The sequence below is a fragment of the Aquimarina sp. MMG016 genome, assembly GCF_018100805.1.
Lineage (GTDB): Bacteria > Bacteroidota > Bacteroidia > Flavobacteriales > Flavobacteriaceae > Aquimarina.
The window spans coordinates 373,083-391,253 of sequence record NZ_JAGJEA010000003.1; the positions used below are offsets into that span (position 1 = coordinate 373,083).

Below are 18,171 nucleotides of genomic sequence, written 5' to 3' on the forward strand. Positions count from 1 at the left end.
TTCTTAACAACTATTAGCTTATTACTATATATGAAATACACCACATTACCCAACACAGACATTAAAGTAAGTAAAATATGCTTGGGTTCTATGACCTGGGGAGAACAAAATACTGAAGCTGAAGGACACAAACAATTAGATTACGCAATCGAAGAAGGAATCAATTTTATTGATACCGCAGAGTTGTATTCTGTTCCTTCTAAAAAAGAAACATACGGAAGTACTGAGAAAATTATTGGAACCTGGTTACAGAAAAGAGGTAAGAGAGATGATGTAGTAATTGCTTCAAAAATAGTAGGCCCTGCAGAATTTACTAAACATATAAGAAAGGGGTTCTTTATTAAAGATGAATTTGAAGACGCAATTCATAAAAGTTTACAAAGATTACAAACAGATTATATTGACTTATATCAGTTGCATTGGCCAGAAAGGCAAACTAATTATTTTGGAAAATTAGGATACACCCATGACAATAATGATATCTGGCAGGATAATTTTGCAGAAGTATTACATCTTTTAGAAGGTTTTATAAAACAAGGAAAAATTAGAAATATAGGAATATCTAATGAAACAGCTTATGGAGCTATGCGATACGCAGAAGAAGCCAAAAAAGGATCTCCAAAAATGATAACTATTCAGAATCCTTATAACCTATTAAACCGAAAAGACGAGATAGGGCTTACTGAAGTATTGCATAGAGAAAATATAGGTCATCTTCCTTATTCTCCATTAGGATTCGGAATGCTGACAGGAAAATACTTAGAGGAGATTCCTAAAAACTCTAGAGTAGACCTATTCCCTAATTATAATCGTTATATGAATGAGAATAGTTATAAAGCTACACGACAGTATAATGAGATTGCAAAAAAACATGGAATCAGTCTGACTCAGATGTCACTGGCGTTTGTGAATCAACAGCCTTTTGTAACCAGTAATATTATTGGGGCAACCACTATGGAACAGCTTTCTGAAAATATCGGAAGTATTGATATCACACTAACAGATCAGATTATAAATGAGATCAATGCCGTTCATGCACAAGTTCCAAACCCTGCGCCGTAATCACCCATAAAGCTCAAGAGAAATTAAACCCTTAATGAGGGATTACCCAAAAAGATACTCAACTACATCTTCAATTTTGGCAACTAATTGGATTTTTATTTGAGTATTTTTAAGAGAAATCTTATTGTATTTAGACACAAAAATAGTGGAGAAACCTAGTTTCTCCGCTTCTTGTATACGCTGTTCGGCACGGGTTACCGGACGAATTTCTCCAGCCAGGCCAACTTCTGCAGCAAAACAGTAATCTTTGGGGATTGGTATATCTTCACTAGAGGACAAAATTGCTGCTACTACTGCCAAATCAATTGCAGGATCATCAACCGTTATTCCTCCAGTAATATTTAGAAATACATCCTTTGCTCCTAGTCTGAATCCTGCACGTTTTTCTAATACCGCCAGTATCATATTTAGCCGTTTCAGGTTATATCCTGTAGCACTACGTTGCGGAGTTCCATACACCGCGGTACTCACTAATGCCTGGATCTCAATCATTAACGGACGCATTCCTTCTAGAGTAGAGGCTATTGCTGTACCACTAAGCTCTTCATCCTTTTTAGAAATCAAAATCTCACTTGGATTATCCACCTCACGAAGACCACTTCCTAGCATTTCATAAATCCCTAATTCTGATGTAGAACCAAAACGATTTTTTAAAGCCCTAAGAATTCTATAGACATGATTGCGATCTCCCTCGAACTGCAATACAGTATCAACCATATGCTCCAGAATCTTTGGTCCGGCAATATTTCCATCTTTGGTAATATGCCCTATCAAGACTACTGGAGTAGCAGTTTCTTTAGCAAATTTAATCAATTCAGTAGTACATTCTCTGATTTGAGAAATACTACCTGCACTGCTTTCGATATAATCGCTATGTAGTGTTTGAATAGAGTCAATGATAACAATATCAGGTTCGGTTTCTTCAATTTGTCTAAAGATATTTTGTGTTTTAGTTTCCGTTAAGATTAAACAATTATCCGTTTTCGACTTGATACGCTCCGCCCGCATCTTGATTTGCTTTTGGCTTTCTTCTCCGGAAACATACAATGTTTTATATGGTAATTTCAGACTAATCTGAAGCAATAATGTACTTTTCCCGATTCCTGGCTCTCCTCCTAATAATGTGAGTGACCCCGGTACTAATCCCCCTCCCAAAACTCGGTTAAGTTCTGAGTCATCTGTATTATATCTTGCCTCTTGGCTGGTATCAATTTCAGAAATCTTAAGTGGTTTAGCTACTTTACTGATTTTAGCAGTTGAGTCTGTACTTTTCCAATCACTTTTTTCAGCTTTTTGAACTACTTCTTCTGCAATAGTATTCCACTCTTTGCAAGATGTGCATTGCCCTTGCCATTTAGCATATTGAGCTCCACAGTTCTGACAGAAAAAAACAGTTTTAGTTTTCGCCATGAATTATTGAATAGAGTGTAAAAATACTATTATTTCCAGATATAAATCTGGCGTGGATAATTATTTAGACTATGTGAAAATCCCGCACCACGCTCTAGTGTGAGAGGAATTGTAACGGACCTGCCTGTTCATCACAGGTAGGCAGGTAGCCTGTCCGGATGCCCAAATAAATATTGTAAACAAAAAAGATCCCAATGTTGGGATCTTTTTTATTTTAGTTTTACCAAAGACTACCAACCAAAGTCTTCTTTGATTTTATTCACCTTATCCAACATATAATCTTTTGTCAAAAAAGCTACTTCATCAACCAGGAAGCCATTTTCGTAAGCTCTCATCGCTTTTTTTGGCTCTCCGGTTTGCTCGTAGAACATACCTAAATAATAATGTCCAAGCATAACATCAGGGTGTTCTTTGAGTGCTAGTTTACCTAGTGGTTCTAGATCTTCCCAAGTTTCAGTTTTTTCGATTGCTGTAGAGATTGCTATAAAATCATTTACTCTAATTTTTCGCTTGATACCATATAACTCTTCAGTTGTTTTATACATATCAACCAAATGCTCATAACGTGATGTTTCCATAGGCAATAACACCTCTTTATACGTTTTTTTGCTAATTGGACGATACATTTCAAAGAAAGCCTCTAACGCTCTGGGAATTGCCTTCCCTACTAAAGTATAATGTGTAGATTCTTCGAAATTGTCAAAATAATAATTCATGTTTGGATTCTCAACCACCGAAAGCTTTTCGTCCAATGCTACTAGATCGGTCTTTATTTTCTCAGCATCATTAGTTCCTGTAGCCATGTAATACCAAACGCTTGAAGTATTACTTAAAACATTTACTATACGATCCCCCATTGGTGGAGCTAATTCTGGACTTAAATTAATATATCCCTGAAAAATAGGGTTCTCCTTAAATAGAAAGTAATTAATAAAATTACCTGTATAATCATGACCTACTAAAATCTTCAATTGTGCTGTACGATAGGTTTTGTTTAGATGTGGTAGTAGTTCTTGTGCTATAAACTCATAAAATTCTGCCCCTTTCTGAGCAGGTAAATAATCTGCAGTATCATATCTACAATCGTCAAGTCTTGTCTTTCTTTGATTGATACCAACTACAATTGATTCAGGCATATCTTCCCAATAAGAGAAATAGTCAACATTACCAACAACAGGCTCAAAAAGATAATCTCCATCCAAAACAATAATTAATGGATAGGTTCTGTCTGTATTTTTTTTGTAATTACGCGGAAGCTGAATTTTTAGCTTCCGATTTTGATCTAATTTGATAGATCTAAAAGATTCATATAGTACTTGACTGTGGCCAGAAATGACAAAAGCAAAAACTATAAAAAGAGTTATACCTTTTTTCATAAGTAATTAAATTACGGTTAAGTATGCGACAATATATAAATTATTTAGCTATTTCCCTCTGTTTAAAATTGGTAGAAACAAAAAGGATAACGCTCCAATAACAATGTTTATTGCGGTTTGAGAACCCCATAATATCCAACCAAAGGCTTCTCCTGCGGGTTTATCTACATCAAAAAGAAATAAAATTGCCGCAGTAGCAATCGGAAAAGCTCCAATTCCTCCATTGGTAGTAGTCATTGCAATAGATCCTGCTACAAAAGTTGCTAGCATAGGACCTATAGATAAGTCTGCTGTTTCCGGAACAGTAAACTTGATCACATAAAACATAGCAACATATAAGAACCAGATAAGAAATGTGTGAAAAATGAAAGCTGATTTTTGCTTTATTTTAGAAATACTTTTTACTCCCTCAAGAATACCATCGCCAAAAGCTCTAATTTTTATCAATATAGGGTTTGTGGATCTCCTAATTACTTTAAGAAACACTATTCCTAACACTACTGACCCTATTACTATTGCAAGCAGAATAAAGGTATTAGCTATTTTTTCTTCAAAATAATAGAATAAATCCTGAGATTGAAAAAACAATGTAATAGCAATTATGGATAATAACATAAGAGAATCAATAACCCTCTCAGAAATAATAGTTCCGAAAGCTTTTTTGAAAGGAATTCTTTCGTAAGTAGCAATAGTACCCCCTCTCAAAAACTCTCCAGACCTGGGAATACCCATGTTGACTAGGTACCCAGCCATTATTGCCATAAAGCTATTAGATAATTTAATAGAATATCCCATAGGCTCTAACAAAAATTTCCATCTATAAGCTCTCGAAAGATGAGAAGTAATACCCATGATCACAGATAATATCACCCATTTTATATCGGCTTGAGAAATATACTGCCAGGTTTTGAGTCTTTCCTCAGGAGTAGAAGAGTATATAGAGTACCAAATTAAAAAAACTCCCAATGTGAGTGGGAGTATTATTTTTAGAATCTTTATAATTTTAGGATGCACTTCTATTACTTTAGTAAATTATTTTCCTCATTAGGAAAAAGAAGTTTAGGCTTAAAGTTTTTAGCATCTTCTATATCCATCATAGCATAGGTGATTAGTATAAGCACATCTCCTTTTGCTACTTTGCGCGCAGCGGCGCCATTCAGTGTTATTTCACCACTATTTCTAGGACCAGGAATTGCATAGGTTTCTAATCGCTCTCCATTATTGTTATTAACGATCTGTACCTTTTCTCCTTCAATGATATTAGCAGCATCCATTAAATCCTCATCAATAGTAATACTACCAATATAATTAAGATCGGCTCCTGTTACTTTAACGCGATGAATTTTTGATTTTACGACGTGTACTAGCATGTTACAAAGTTAGTTATTTTTAGTTTAGGGCAATGTTATCTATAAGTCTTATTTCTCCAGCAAAAACTGCAATAAAAGCACGATATTTTAAATCTTTTTGTTTTCGCTTAATAGATTTCAAGTTGGATACTTTAGCAATTTCAAAATACTCAAGTTTCAATTCTTTATTATCTTTAAATTGTTCTGATACCCATTCACCTAACTTATTAGCACTTTTTATGCCAAAATCGTTTTTGACCTGTTTTAGCACTTTATATATTAATGGAGATTCTTCAAGTTGTTGCTCAGTAAGTCTTTTATTACGTGAACTCAAAGCCAATCCTGTTTCTTCTCTATAAATAGGGCAGCCAATAATTTTAACTGACATTTTTTCAATTTCAACTAACTTCTTCACAATTTGAAGCTGCTGAAAATCCTTCTCCCCAAAATATGCATTGTTTGGCGATACAATTGTAAAAAGTTTATTCAAAACAGTACCAACACCATCAAAATGGCCTGGTCTAAATTTTCCTTCCATTTCATGTTCTAAGCCATCAAAGTCATATTTAGTTGATATCATTTTTTCTCCATAAACTTCTGTTGGGGTTGGCACAAATACTATAATTTCTGAAGACAAGCCCTCTAAAAGTGTAACATCAGCCTCTATCGTTCTGGGGTATTTTACCAAATCATCAGCATTATTAAACTGAGTAGGATTAACAAAGATACTAACCACAACATAATCATTTTCCTGCAAAGCCCTACGAACCAAAGCCAGGTGCCCATTATGCAATGCACCCATAGTAGGAACAAATCCTATTGTCTTATTCTCTCTTTGTAAGACTGCAACATGGTTTTCAATATCTCGTCTCTTCTCGTATACCTGCATTGTGCTGAAACTTAAAAGCGTGCAAAAATAAGATATTACTGGCAGACTGCATAAATTTTCGTAATTTTGCAAAAATTTATTCCTAAGGGAGACAATAAAAGGAACGATTATATGAAAGATAAGAGGATATTGTACGTATCATCAGAAGTAATACCTTATTTACCCGAGACAGAGATTTCATCTATGTCTTTTGAAGCACCAAGAATGGTAAATAGCAGAGGCGGACAAATTAGAATATTCATGCCCAGATACGGAAATATCAACGAGCGAAGACATCAGCTGCACGAAGTGATTCGTTTATCTGGAATGAACCTAGTTATTAATGATCTGGATATGCCACTTATTATAAAAGTTGCGTCGATCCCAAAAGAAAGAATGCAGGTTTATTTCATTGATAATGAGGATTATTTTAAAAGAAAAGCAACTTTGACAGATGAGGAAGGGAATTTATTTCCTGATAATGACGAAAGAGCTATTTTCTTTGCTAAAGGAGTTATAGAAACCGTAAAAAAGTTAAACTGGTCACCTGATGTTATTCATGTACATGGGTGGTTGGCCTCTCTTCTCCCTTTATATTTAAGAGATTATTATGCCAATGAGCCTTTGTTTAATCACAGTAAAATTGTAACATCTGTTTATAATAGTGGTTATAAAGGTACGTTGGACAAGAATATGATGAATAAAGTGAAATTTGATGGTATTCCTGAAGATAAGATCAGTGATTTATCTAAACCTACTTATAGTAACCTTATGAAAGTAGCAATAGATAATTCTGATGCTATAATTGTAGGATCAGAAGAAATACCTGATGAACTTGTAAAACATCTAAAAAGCGTTGACCAACCCGTATTAGAATATAAAAATCCAGAAGAATTTGCAGATGCCTATGAAGCCTTTTATCAAACAGAGGTGTTGGTATAAGCAATATGAAGTAAATTTTATGAAATTAAATAGTTTTTTGATTAAAATTTCAGCTATAGTAGTTGTAATTTTTACGATTGTGTCATGTGATGATGATTTTAATGCTGTTGGTAGCGAAGTGCTTGGAGATATAAATTTTGAAGACCTTCATTATTCTGCAACTCCTGTTATTACTAACAAAGTGTTTGATCGAGTTCAAACTAGCGGTTTACCTGTAAATTTATTAGGAGTATACACTGATCCTAATTTTGAAAATGTCACCACTACCTATAGTATTCTATCTCAAGTTGGGCTTCCTGGTAATGTTAGCCCTTCATATCCAGACGGAGCACAATTAAAAAGTGTGGTTCTAAATTTGCCGTACTTCTCTAGATCAATAGGCACAGAGGAAGTAGAAGTTATTAGTAATTCTAATGACGACACGGTTGTTGAAATAAAGACAAACTATGAACTAGATTCCATCTATGGCAATGATGAAATAAGGCTTTCCATCTATAAATCAAATTACTTTTTGGCAGATTTTGACCCTGGATCTGAACAACGTAAAGTTTATTATTCTAATGATATTGCATCATTTGGTTCAGAAATTGAAGATCTATTATTATATACTAAAGAAGATTTTAAACCCTCTTCAGAAGAAGTTGTTATTGAAACCGGAGAAGTCGATAATGATGGAGTAACTCAATTTACCCGAGAAAGATTGTCTCCTAGATTGCGAGTTGTTTTTCCTGAAGCAGTTACAACACTTTTTCAATCTTTATTTATAGATAAAGAAGGGGATCCAGAATTTAGCAATGCTAATAATTTTAGAAACTTCTTTAGAGGAATATATTTCAAAGTCGATCCTGCTGATGGTAAGAGTAACCTGGTTTATTTTAATATGGCAAATGCTAATATCACATTAAATTACACTTATGATCAACAAGAAACCAATGTAGATCTAAATGAAGATGGAGATACTGATGATTTAGTTGAACAGGATGGTGAATTAGTACTTAGTTTTTCAAATAATATTGTTAATAGCATTCAAAACCCCGTTTCTTCAATAGAGAATATTGTAGATAACAATAATAATTTATACCTGAAAGGTGGTGAAGGCTCATATGCTGTACTAGATTTGTTTAATAGATTTGTTGAAACTAATGCCGATGGAACTATCACATTGGATCAAGACGGAAACCCTAATTATACTGAAACTCCTGATTTAAACGATATAACTGAACTAGAGTTTTTACGAAACCAACAATGGTTGATCAAAGATGCTACTATAAAGTTATATGTCAATGATACTGAAACACCTAATGAAGATGCAGAACCTGAAAGAATCTATATTTTTAATATAGAAACTGGAACAATATTAATTGATTATTGTTTTGATCCAACTTTAAACACAAATCAACCAATAAATTCAGGTATTTTTCATTTAGGAAGACTCAACAGAGATGATAATGGTGATTTTTATCAAATAAAACTAACTAGACACCTTATCAGTATTTTAGATGGAGATACTGATAATGTAAAACTAGGAATATCTGTTTCTCAAAATATAAATGTAGAAGCAGGACAAAATTGTATCCCAACCTCCCCAGCTGATGCAGATGGTGATTTTATACCATTTTCATCAATAATATCCCACGAAGGAACAGTTATTTATGGTAACACAAATAATGTTCCAGAATCAAGAAGTTTAAAACTTGATATTTTTTATACTAGATCAAAAGATAATTAACTAACAAACAACTTAAACCATGTGTGGAATAGTAGGGTATATTGGTCATAGAGAAGCCTATCCAATTATATTAAAAGGATTAAAAAGACTCGAATATAGAGGTTATGATTCTGCCGGAATCGCGCTCTATGATGGAAAAGACATTAAATTATCAAAAACCAAAGGTAAAGTTTCTGACCTTGAGGAAAGATTAGAAAAAGAAATACCAACAGTTGGTAATATTGGGATAGGACATACCAGATGGGCTACCCATGGAGTACCAAATGATGTAAACTCTCACCCTCATTACTCGAATTCCGGAAACCTTGTGATAATTCACAATGGGATTATTGAGAATTATGAATCTTTAAGAAAAGAGTTGACAAATCGAGGATATACGTTCAAGTCAGATACTGATACAGAGGTTCTAGTGAATCTGATTGAAGATGTAAAAACCAAAGAAAATGTAAAACTGGGTAAAGCTGTTCAAATAGCCTTAAACCAGACCATAGGAGCTTATGCTATAGCTGTTTTTGATAAGCAAAAACCTGATGAAATTGTTGTGGCCAGATTAGGTAGTCCATTAGCAATAGGTGTAGGTAATGATGAATTCTTCATCGCTTCAGATGCTTCACCGTTTATTGAATATACCAACAATGCCATTTATCTTGAAGATGGCGAAATGGCAATTGTACGCAGAAATAAAGAGGTCAAAGTAAGAAGTATAAAAGACGATCGCTTAGTAGATCCATATTTACAAGAACTACAAATTAACCTTGAGCAGATAGAAAAAGGCGGTTATGATCATTTCATGCTTAAGGAAATATACGAACAACCTAATGCAATTAGTGACACCTACAGAGGTAGAATGAGGGTTGCAGAAGGAATCATAAAAATGGCGGGGATTGATGATAATCTAGCTAAACTTCTTAACGCTAAACGTATTCTTATCATTGCCTGTGGAACTTCATGGCATGCAGGGCTGGTCGCAGAATATATCTTTGAAGAGCTGGTACGTATTCCTGTAGAAGTAGAATATGCTTCAGAATTCAGATATAGAAATCCGGTTATTCATCAAGACGATGTAGTTATTGCAATCTCCCAGAGTGGAGAAACTGCAGATACCATGGCTGCTATAAAATTAGCTAAAGAAAGAGGAGCTTTTGTTTTTGGAGTTTGTAATGTAGTTGGATCATCTATTTCAAGAGAAACACATGCAGGTGCATATACTCATGCTGGACCGGAAATTGGTGTAGCTTCTACCAAGGCCTTCACTACTCAGATTACCGTACTTTCATTAATTGCACTTAAGTTAGCAGAACGAAAGGGTACCATTTCTAACAGTGACTTTCATTACTACCTTCAGGAGCTAGAACGTATTCCTGAAAAAGTAAAAGCATCCTTAGAATCTAATGATCACATAAAATTTATTGCTGATACTTATAAGGAAGCCAAAAATTTCTTATATTTAGGAAGAGGTTATAATTTCCCCGTGGCTTTAGAAGGTGCATTAAAGCTAAAAGAGATCTCATATATTCATGCAGAAGGTTATCCCGCTGCTGAAATGAAACATGGACCTATTGCTCTAATTGATGAGCAAATGCCTGTTGTTGTGATAGCAACAAAAAAAGGACACTACGACAAAGTAGTAAGTAATATCCAGGAAATCAAATCTAGAAAAGGTAAAATTATCGGAATTGTTACAGAGGGCGATGTTACAGTTAAAGAACTTGCGGATCACGTTATTGAAATACCAGAGACAGTAGAGTTTTTAACACCATTGCTTACGACGATACCTTTACAGTTACTGTCCTATCATATTGCAGTAATGTTAGGTAAAAATGTAGATCAACCCAGAAATTTAGCTAAGTCAGTTACAGTAGAATAATTATTTAATTTTATTAAAAACACGAGAAGATGCAAAATTTTAACAAAAATTCGTGTTAATTAACAAAAAAACTATATTTTTATTATGCAAGCATAGCATTTTTATATGTTATACAAAATTTTCCATAATAATCATAGTTTTTTTGTTAAACTATTCGTTTTAGGATATTTTTGCGCTTCCAAATTTAAAATTAATCTACTAATATGAGGACAATTACATTAATTGCAATGCTATTAATTAGTGTTGTTAGTTTCGCACAAAATACCATATCGGGTAAAGTTGTGGATGCATTCAACCAACCGGTTCCAGGTGTTACTGTGGCTTTAAAAGGAGGAGAAGAAAAAACCATTACTGACTTTGATGGGTTCTTTACTCTAACAGTAAAAAAAGATTATCCATTTACTATTGAAGCTAGTAGTGTTGGTTTCGAAAACACTTCCGAAGTTATTACTTCTGCAACTACCGAGGTAACTTTGATTTTAGAAGAAATTAATTTCTTAGATGAGCTAGTAATCTCTGCTTCTCGAGCTCCAGAACGTTTATTCGAATCTCCTGTGAGTATTGAGCGATTTGGTATTAAAGAAATCAAAAATACTGCATCTGCAGATTTTTATGGTGGTCTTGAAAACTTGAAAGGTGTAGATATTAACACGAACAGTTTAACTCTTAAATCGATAAACACCAGAGGTTTTGCAACATTTGCCAATACTCGTTTTGTACAGTTAACAGATGGCATGGATAATACCGCACCAGCCTTAAACTTTGTGTTGGGTAACCTTATTGGGATGAGTGAACTTGATGTTCAAAACATAGAATTACTTCCAGGAGCATCTTCTGCACTTTATGGTGCGAATGCTTTTAATGGTATTTTATTTATGAATAGTAAAAATCCTTTTGATCATCAAGGAATTAGTGCCTATGTGAAAGGTGGTGTTACGACACAAGAGATCTTTGACAAAAATGAAACTAATCAATTTTATGATGTTGGAATAAGACTTGCACACGCATTCTCCGATAAATTTGCTGCAAAAGCAAACTTATCTATCTTAAAAGGTACAGATTGGATTGCTGCTGATAGACAAGATTTAGCAAATCCTGGGGCTACCAGAGAAAATAATGTAGGGTACGATGGTGTAAATGTATATGGAGATGAAGTGGCACAAACTTTAGATAGAGTTGGTGCTCAGTTAACACAAAGTATTAACCCTCAAACTGGGCAACCATTTTTGACACCTGCACAAGCTAGTTTGTTACCTGAAACACTTGTTAGTAGAACAGGATATGACGAAGTAGATCTTAATAATGGTGACGCAGAGAGCCTGAAGTTTGATGCAGCATTACATTACCGTCCATTTGCAAATGATTTTGAGATTATTTATAATGGTAGAATTGGTAGAGGGACTACTGTAACACAAGATGCGAATAGAACCTTGTTAAAAAACTTTTCCTCTCAACAACATAAATTAGAAGTTAAAAATAACAACTTCTTTGTAAGAGGATACATTACTGCTACAGATGCCGGAGATTCATACGATATTAGATTTACTGGAATTAACTTAAATAGAGTATGGAAAAGTGATAATCAATGGTTTACCGAGTATGCACTAGCTTATCTTGGTGCATTTGGTGCTACCGGATCAGAAGAGGCTGGTCATGCAGCAGGAAGACAATTAGCAGAAACTGGTCGTTTAATCCCTGGAACTACACAGTTTGAACAGGCGTTTAATTCTGTAATAAGCAATCCTGATATAACAGAAGGATCCAAAATTAAAGACAAATCTCAGTTTAGACACGCAGATGCCAATTATAACTTTAGTCATCTTACAGGAGACTTTGCCGATATCCAAATTGGTGGATCTTTTAGAGAATATAAGTTAAATTCTTTTGGTACAGTATTTACAGATCAGGATGGACCGATTAAATATTCAGAATATGGTGTTTATACTCAGGTTCAAAAGAAATTAATAGATGAAAGATTAAAAATAACCGGATCTGTACGTTATGACAAATCTCAGTTGTTTGACGGTAATTTTTCTCCTAGATTTTCTGTATCCTATACTCTAGGAGCAAACAGAAATCGTAACGTTCGTGCTTCGTTCCAAACAGGTTTTAGAAATCCTACTACTCAGGATTTATACATAGGTTTAGATGTTGGCGCTAATGCACTATTAGGTTCTGCACCAGATAATCTTGATAGATATGTAATCCAAGATCCTTCCGGTAATATTATCACTGGTAGAGACGCTTATGAAAATTCATATTCTGCACAATCTGTAGAAAACGGTACTTTTGTTAAGGCTGACATTGACATTGTAAAACCGGAAAAAATTACTGCTTATGAAGTAGGGTATAGAGCACAATTTGGAAGTGTAATTTTAGATGGTAGTGTCTATTACAACCAATACAAAGATTTTATTTCGAATGAAACCGTAATTGTTCCAGGTGTTGGTCGTGTAGATGGCACAGCAGCTGAACAAACAGCAGCTATAGATGCAGCTACAGATATTCAAAGAAGAAAGATATTCACAGCTTCAACAAACTCTGATGTAGATATTAGCTCATATGGTTTTATTGGTGGAGTAACCACTAACATTAGTGGGTTTGATTTAGGTCTGAATTATGTTTTCACAGAGCAAGATTTTGATCAATCCGAAGATCCTGACTTTATAAGTAGTTTTAACACACCAAAACATAAGGTAAAAGCTTCTATTGGTAAAAATGAATTGTTTAAAAACTTTGGTTTTAATGTCAGCGGTAGATGGAATAGTGAATTTCTATGGGAATCTGATTTCGGTACTGGAGACATTCCTTCATTTACCGTTATTGACGCTCAAATTAATTATACTATTCCTGTAATAAAAGCTAAATTAAAACTTGGTGCTAACAATATCACTGGTGAAGAATACTTTACCGCAGTAGGATCAGGATTTATCGGATCTCAGTATTATGTTGGTTTGATTTTCAATAACCTATAGTAACTATTAAATAGTACATATTAGTACAAAAAATATATAAAACCCTGTTAAACAAATATTTAACAGGGTTTTATAATTCATGGCCCTATACTAAATAAGGCCATTAGTAAAAATCAAAAAGCTAGGAATTATTATCTTTTAGCAGTCAAATTTACTTATAATCCAATTACCCATATATATTTTTAAGTAAAAACCAGCTTTTTAACTTTTTTATTAAACAAATCATAAAAAAACGTATATTGTTGTCATAACACAAAAACTTATTTGGGACATGAGAACAATCACCATAGTGATGTTGCTTTTTTTAAGCACTATTACTACTGCACAGACAACTATTAAGGGTAAAGTCGTTGATGATAATAATCAGCCTATACCTGGGGTAAATATCGCTTTACAAGGAAAAGCGGTAGGAACAGTATCAGATTTTGACGGGCTCTTTTCATTAACCGTCGACCAAGAACCTCCTTTTACAATTAATGCCAGTAGCGTTGGCTTTGAGGCTACTTCAATCAATGTTACTTCTGACGCACAAGATTTAACTATTACACTAAAAGAAGGAACACAACTTGATGAGGTAATTGTTTCTGCCTCTAGAACACCTGAACGTATTTTTGAATCACCAGTTACCGTAGAGCGTTTTGGATTGAAAGAATTGAAAAGCACACCTTCTGCAGACTTTTATGGCGGTCTGGAAAATTTAAAAGGTGTCGATATTAACGTAAATAGTTTAACATTTAAATCTATCAACACAAGGGGATTTGCCAGCTTTGCCAACACAAGATTTATGCAACTTGTTGATGGAATGGACAACTCTGCACCTGCTCTTAACTTTCCAATAGGTAACCTTTTGGGTATGGTAGAAACTGATGTACAAAGTGTAGAAATTCTTCCTGGAGCTGCATCAGCACTTTATGGAGCAAATGCTTTCAACGGTATTCTATTTATGCGCAGTAAAAATCCTTTTGACCATCAAGGCCTAAGTGCTTACATCAAAGGAGGTGTAACTTCTCAAGAAGCTGCAGGTGACAATGACTATAGAGATTTTGGTATACGAGCAGGTCATAAATTCAGTGATAAATTTGCAGCAAAAATCAATTTTGGCTATTTAAAAGGTACGGATTGGTTTGCTACAAATGAAGAAGATAGATTTAATAGAGGTTTTACAAGAGCAAACACAAATTACGACGGTATCAATGTCTACGGGGATGAAGTTTCTACTAATATTAGGGAAGCTTCTGGTTTAGGTATTATACCAGATGTGGAGGTAAGTAGAACAGGATATAACGAAGCGGATTTGACCAACTACAATGCTGAGAGTATTAAAGCAGACTGGGGTTTATATTTCCGCCCATGGGCTACAGATTTCGAAATTCAATATGTAGGTAAAGTTGGTTCTGGTAACACTATTTATCAAGGTGCTAACAGATACAATATCAAAAACTTCTTTTTGCAACAACATAAATTGGAAATAAGAAATGACAACTTTTTTGTAAGAGGTTATCTTACTGAAGATAAAGCAGGTGCTTCTTATGACATGGTTTTTACCGGGATTAACATTAACCGTGCCTGGAAGAGTGATGAGGATTGGTTTGGAGATTATATAGCAACATATGCTGGTATAGAACTGTCTGGTAATCCGCAAGGGCTAACAACACAGCAAAAACATGACGCGGCAAGAGCAGCTGCCGATACTGGCCGTTTGCTTCCTGGAACCCCTGAATTTCTGGAAACATTTGATAGAATAGTAAATGATCCCGATTTATCTACAGGTTCTCGTTTTCAAGATAATTCAAAAATTTACCACGGAGATGCAAATTATAACTTCAGCCATCTTTGGGATGCTGTAGAGATACAGGTTGGAGGCTCTTTCAGAACGTATCGCCTCAATTCATTTGGAACTATCTATACTGATTTTGATGGTCCTATTACGTATTCAGAATTTGGTGTATATACTCAAGCTCAGAAAAAATTAGACTTAAGTGATAATTTAAAATTAAAATTAACAGGATCCATAAGATTCGACAAGTCTGAATTGTTCGACGGATTTTTCTCTCCGAGAATTTCGGCAGGTTTTACACTCAATGAAAATCACAACTTTAGATTGTCCTTCCAGACAGGATTTAGAAATCCGACTACTCAGGATTTATATATTGGCTTAGATGTTGGTCGAGCTATATTAATCGGTGGTGCTTTTGATAACCCAGAGAGATTTTCACGAACTTATAATATAAGCAATGACGGACAAGGGTTAGGGCAACCTTCTCAAATAACGCAGACAGGTGCTGCCGCTTACTCTAATTCTTATTTGGCGAGCTCTGTTGAAGACTTTGCTGATTCTGGAAACCTTGCAGATTTACGAATAGGGAACTCTTCTTTAGCAGAACCAGAACAGGTTACCTCTTTTGAAGTCGGATACCGTGGTAAGGTAGAAAAGTTTATCTTCGATGCCTCAGCCTACTATAATCAGTATCAGGACTTCTTAGCTAACGAAACTGTAGTAGCTCCCCTTTATGGTACTGCAGGAGATAATTCTCTTTCGTTAGCAGCTTTAGCAAACGACGATTTCCAAGCATATCAAACTTACACAAATTCTGATACAGATATAAAATCGTATGGAGCAGCTCTTCAAGTATCCACAAAAATATTCAACGATTTTGATTTAAATGCCAACTACACTTGGGCTAGATTAGATTTTGATGTAAACGAAAATCCGGATTTTAGAACTCAGTTTAACACACCAGAACATAAAGTAAAAGTCTCTTTTGGTAACGCTGAATTGTTCAAAAATTTTGGATTTAATACCTCTTGGAGATGGAGTGATAACTTCTTCTGGGAAGCTCCCTTTGGAGACGGTGAAGTACCCGCTTACCAAGTGGTTGATGCTCAAATTAATTATACTATTCCAAGCTTTAAATCCACTTTTAAACTAGGTGCAGCAAACTTATTGCAAGACGAATATTTTACGGCGTTTGGTACAGGATTCATTGGTTCCCAGTATTACATATCGTGGACAATCAATAACTTATAATGTAGAAATTAGAAATTATCATGAAAAAAATTAAATATATACTATTGTCTCTTCTTACCGTAGGCTTTATGTCTTGCGAGAATGACACTTTAGAAGACCTAAGAAACAGAGGACAAGAAGAATCCGTAGAACTTGAAATTTTTACGCAAGGAAGCGCAGATTTTTCCACATTTGTATCTATAGGAAACTCATTAACAGCAGGTTTTTCAGACGGTGCTCTTTATAAAATTGCTCAAGAAAATTCTACTCCTGCAATAATGGCACAACAATTTGCAGCTTTAGGAAACGGTGGTGCCTTTACACAACCATTAATGAATGATAATATCGGCGGTTTGTTAGCTGGAGGAACCCAAATTGATGGTTTTGGTCCAAGATTGGTCTTTGATGGTTCCGGACCAGCACCTTTACAATCATTGGTGCCTTCTGCAGTGCCTACGACAGATATCGTTTTAAACCCTCCCACTGGGCCATTTAACAATCTTGGTGTACCCGGAGCTAAAAGTTTTCATCTATTAGCTTCTGGTTATGGTAATATTGCGGCATTACCCAATGCTAATCCATATTTTATAAGAATGACAGGGGCAACACCTGACGCAAGCGTAATAGAATTGGCAATTGCACAACAACCCTCATTCATTTCTTTATGGATAGGTAACAATGACGTATTGGGCTATGCACTCTCCGGTGGCGATGGTACTGATCCAATAACACCAATAGCTGGAGCTGCCGGAGTTGGCTTTGAAGCTACTTACCAAGCGCTTGTAGGATCATTAACAGGCAATATTCCAGGAGTTCAAGGTATTCTTGGCAATATTCCTAATGTAACTTCCATACCTCATTTTACGACAGTACCGCACAATCCTGTACCATTAGATGCTGCTACGGCAAGTGCTGTTAATCAAGCGTATGCCGAATATAATGGAGGTTTACAATTAGCTTTAGCAAATAGTTTAATAGATGCAGAAGAAGCTGATGCTCGAACAATTAGTTTTGAAGCTTCATCGTCTAATGCTGTAGTGATTGTAGATGAGGATTTAACAGATTTATCCGGTTTAGGTTTACCTAACTTCAGGCAAGCCACTGAAGAAGACTTACTGGTATTACCGGCTTCAAGCTTCATAGGAACGCTTGCGGACCCACAAAATCCATTATCCGTTAACGGTGTTGCAGTAGCTTTATCCGATAAATGGGTGCTAACACCAGAAGAACAAAACGAAATCGAAGTGGCAACCATTGCTTTTAATAATATTATAGAAACAGCTGCATCAGCAAATGGATTTGCACTATTTGATGCCAATGCACTGTTAGATCAAGTTGCTTCAACTGGTGTTGAAATAAACGAACTAATCATATCATCGGATTTAGTAACGGGTGGTGCTTTTTCATTAGATGGTGTACATCCTACCTCTAGAGGTTACGCATTGGTTGCTAATGAGATGCTAAAAGCTATAGATGCTACCTATGGTTCAAACTTTGAAGCTTCGGGTAATTTAGTAGATGTTTCAACCTACAATACAAATTATTCGCCTGCATTACTTCAATAAATAAAGAGTAAGCTTATAAAT

12 protein-coding genes are annotated in these 18,171 nt (G+C 35.0%); 7 read left to right on the top strand and 5 right to left on the bottom strand.

All coding sequences use genetic code 11. The features are described from left to right. Positions 1 to 30 precede the first annotated feature (30 nt). Positions 31 to 1,062, top strand: a complete 1,032-nt coding sequence (locus J8M14_RS07900) for an aldo/keto reductase (RefSeq protein WP_211074052.1) — start codon at positions 31 to 33, stop codon at positions 1,060 to 1,062. Positions 1,063 to 1,104: 42 nt separating this feature from the next. On the opposite strand, the gene radA is transcribed toward J8M14_RS07900, so the two are convergent. The 5 genes from radA to panC form a co-directional block, all read right to left on the bottom strand. After that, positions 1,105 to 2,472, bottom strand: coding sequence for a DNA repair protein RadA (gene radA, locus J8M14_RS07905; protein ID WP_211074053.1), 1,368 nt, complete (start codon positions 2,470 to 2,472; stop codon positions 1,105 to 1,107). 230 nt (positions 2,473 to 2,702) lie between these two features. Continuing rightward, a complete protein-coding gene (locus tag J8M14_RS07910; protein WP_211074054.1) occupies positions 2,703 to 3,848 on the bottom strand; it encodes an alpha/beta hydrolase-fold protein in 1,146 nt (381 codons plus the stop codon). A gap of 48 nt (positions 3,849 to 3,896) precedes the next feature. Continuing rightward, on the bottom strand, positions 3,897 to 4,862 hold the full coding sequence (locus J8M14_RS07915) for a lysylphosphatidylglycerol synthase transmembrane domain-containing protein (RefSeq protein WP_211074055.1): 966 nt from the start codon (positions 4,860 to 4,862) through the stop codon (positions 3,897 to 3,899). Between the two features lie 5 nt (positions 4,863 to 4,867). After that, positions 4,868 to 5,218 (bottom strand): aspartate 1-decarboxylase, encoded by a 351-nt coding sequence (gene panD / locus J8M14_RS07920; RefSeq protein ID WP_211074056.1) that lies wholly within the window; start codon positions 5,216 to 5,218, stop codon positions 4,868 to 4,870. A 19-nt stretch (positions 5,219 to 5,237) separates the two neighbouring features. Continuing rightward, positions 5,238 to 6,086 (bottom strand): pantoate--beta-alanine ligase, encoded by an 849-nt coding sequence (gene panC, locus J8M14_RS07925; protein ID WP_211074274.1) that lies wholly within the window; start codon positions 6,084 to 6,086, stop codon positions 5,238 to 5,240. 111 nt (positions 6,087 to 6,197) lie between these two features. Between panC and J8M14_RS07930 the strand changes: the two genes are divergently transcribed. The 6 genes from J8M14_RS07930 to J8M14_RS07955 all read left to right on the top strand — a co-directional run bounded on the left by J8M14_RS07930 (position 6,198) and on the right by J8M14_RS07955 (position 18,150). Next, positions 6,198 to 7,007, top strand: coding sequence for a glycogen/starch synthase (locus tag J8M14_RS07930; RefSeq protein ID WP_211074057.1), 810 nt, complete (start codon positions 6,198 to 6,200; stop codon positions 7,005 to 7,007). A 19-nt stretch (positions 7,008 to 7,026) separates the two neighbouring features. Further along, the gene (locus J8M14_RS07935) at positions 7,027 to 8,736 is read left to right on the top strand and encodes a DUF4270 domain-containing protein (RefSeq protein WP_211074058.1); all 1,710 of its coding nucleotides are present in this window, start codon (positions 7,027 to 7,029) and stop codon (positions 8,734 to 8,736) included. A gap of 19 nt (positions 8,737 to 8,755) precedes the next feature. After that, positions 8,756 to 10,603, top strand: a complete 1,848-nt coding sequence (glmS, locus tag J8M14_RS07940; RefSeq protein ID WP_211074059.1) for a glutamine--fructose-6-phosphate transaminase (isomerizing) — start codon at positions 8,756 to 8,758, stop codon at positions 10,601 to 10,603. Positions 10,604 to 10,806: 203 nt separating this feature from the next. Continuing rightward, positions 10,807 to 13,578, top strand: coding sequence for a TonB-dependent receptor (locus tag J8M14_RS07945; protein ID WP_211074060.1), 2,772 nt, complete (start codon positions 10,807 to 10,809; stop codon positions 13,576 to 13,578). 271 nt (positions 13,579 to 13,849) lie between these two features. Then, positions 13,850 to 16,606, top strand: a complete 2,757-nt coding sequence (locus J8M14_RS07950; RefSeq protein ID WP_211074061.1) for a TonB-dependent receptor — start codon at positions 13,850 to 13,852, stop codon at positions 16,604 to 16,606. A 20-nt stretch (positions 16,607 to 16,626) separates the two neighbouring features. Next, entirely contained in the window at positions 16,627 to 18,150 is a 1,524-nt protein-coding gene (locus J8M14_RS07955) for a G-D-S-L family lipolytic protein (RefSeq protein WP_211074062.1), read from the top strand. Positions 18,151 to 18,171: the final 21 nt, after the last annotated feature.

Bases quoted from the DNA above. Each gene is read 5' to 3' on its own strand.
- radA (WP_211074053.1), bottom strand. From the start codon at position 2,472: ATGGCGAAAACTAAAACTGTTTTTTTCTGTCAGAACTGTGGAGCTCAA.
- panC (WP_211074274.1), bottom strand. From the start codon at position 6,086: ATGCAGGTATACGAGAAGAGACGAGATATTGAAAACCATGTTGCAGTC.
- glmS (WP_211074059.1), top strand. From the start codon at position 8,756: ATGTGTGGAATAGTAGGGTATATTGGTCATAGAGAAGCCTATCCAATT.
- panD (WP_211074056.1), bottom strand. From the start codon at position 5,218: ATGCTAGTACACGTCGTAAAATCAAAAATTCATCGCGTTAAAGTAACA.
- J8M14_RS07935 (WP_211074058.1), top strand. From the start codon at position 7,027: ATGAAATTAAATAGTTTTTTGATTAAAATTTCAGCTATAGTAGTTGTA.
- J8M14_RS07955 (WP_211074062.1), top strand. From the start codon at position 16,627: ATGAAAAAAATTAAATATATACTATTGTCTCTTCTTACCGTAGGCTTT.
- J8M14_RS07930 (WP_211074057.1), top strand. From the start codon at position 6,198: ATGAAAGATAAGAGGATATTGTACGTATCATCAGAAGTAATACCTTAT.
- J8M14_RS07945 (WP_211074060.1), top strand. From the start codon at position 10,807: ATGAGGACAATTACATTAATTGCAATGCTATTAATTAGTGTTGTTAGT.
- J8M14_RS07950 (WP_211074061.1), top strand. From the start codon at position 13,850: ATGAGAACAATCACCATAGTGATGTTGCTTTTTTTAAGCACTATTACT.
- J8M14_RS07900 (WP_211074052.1), top strand. From the start codon at position 31: ATGAAATACACCACATTACCCAACACAGACATTAAAGTAAGTAAAATA.
- J8M14_RS07910 (WP_211074054.1), bottom strand. From the start codon at position 3,848: ATGAAAAAAGGTATAACTCTTTTTATAGTTTTTGCTTTTGTCATTTCT.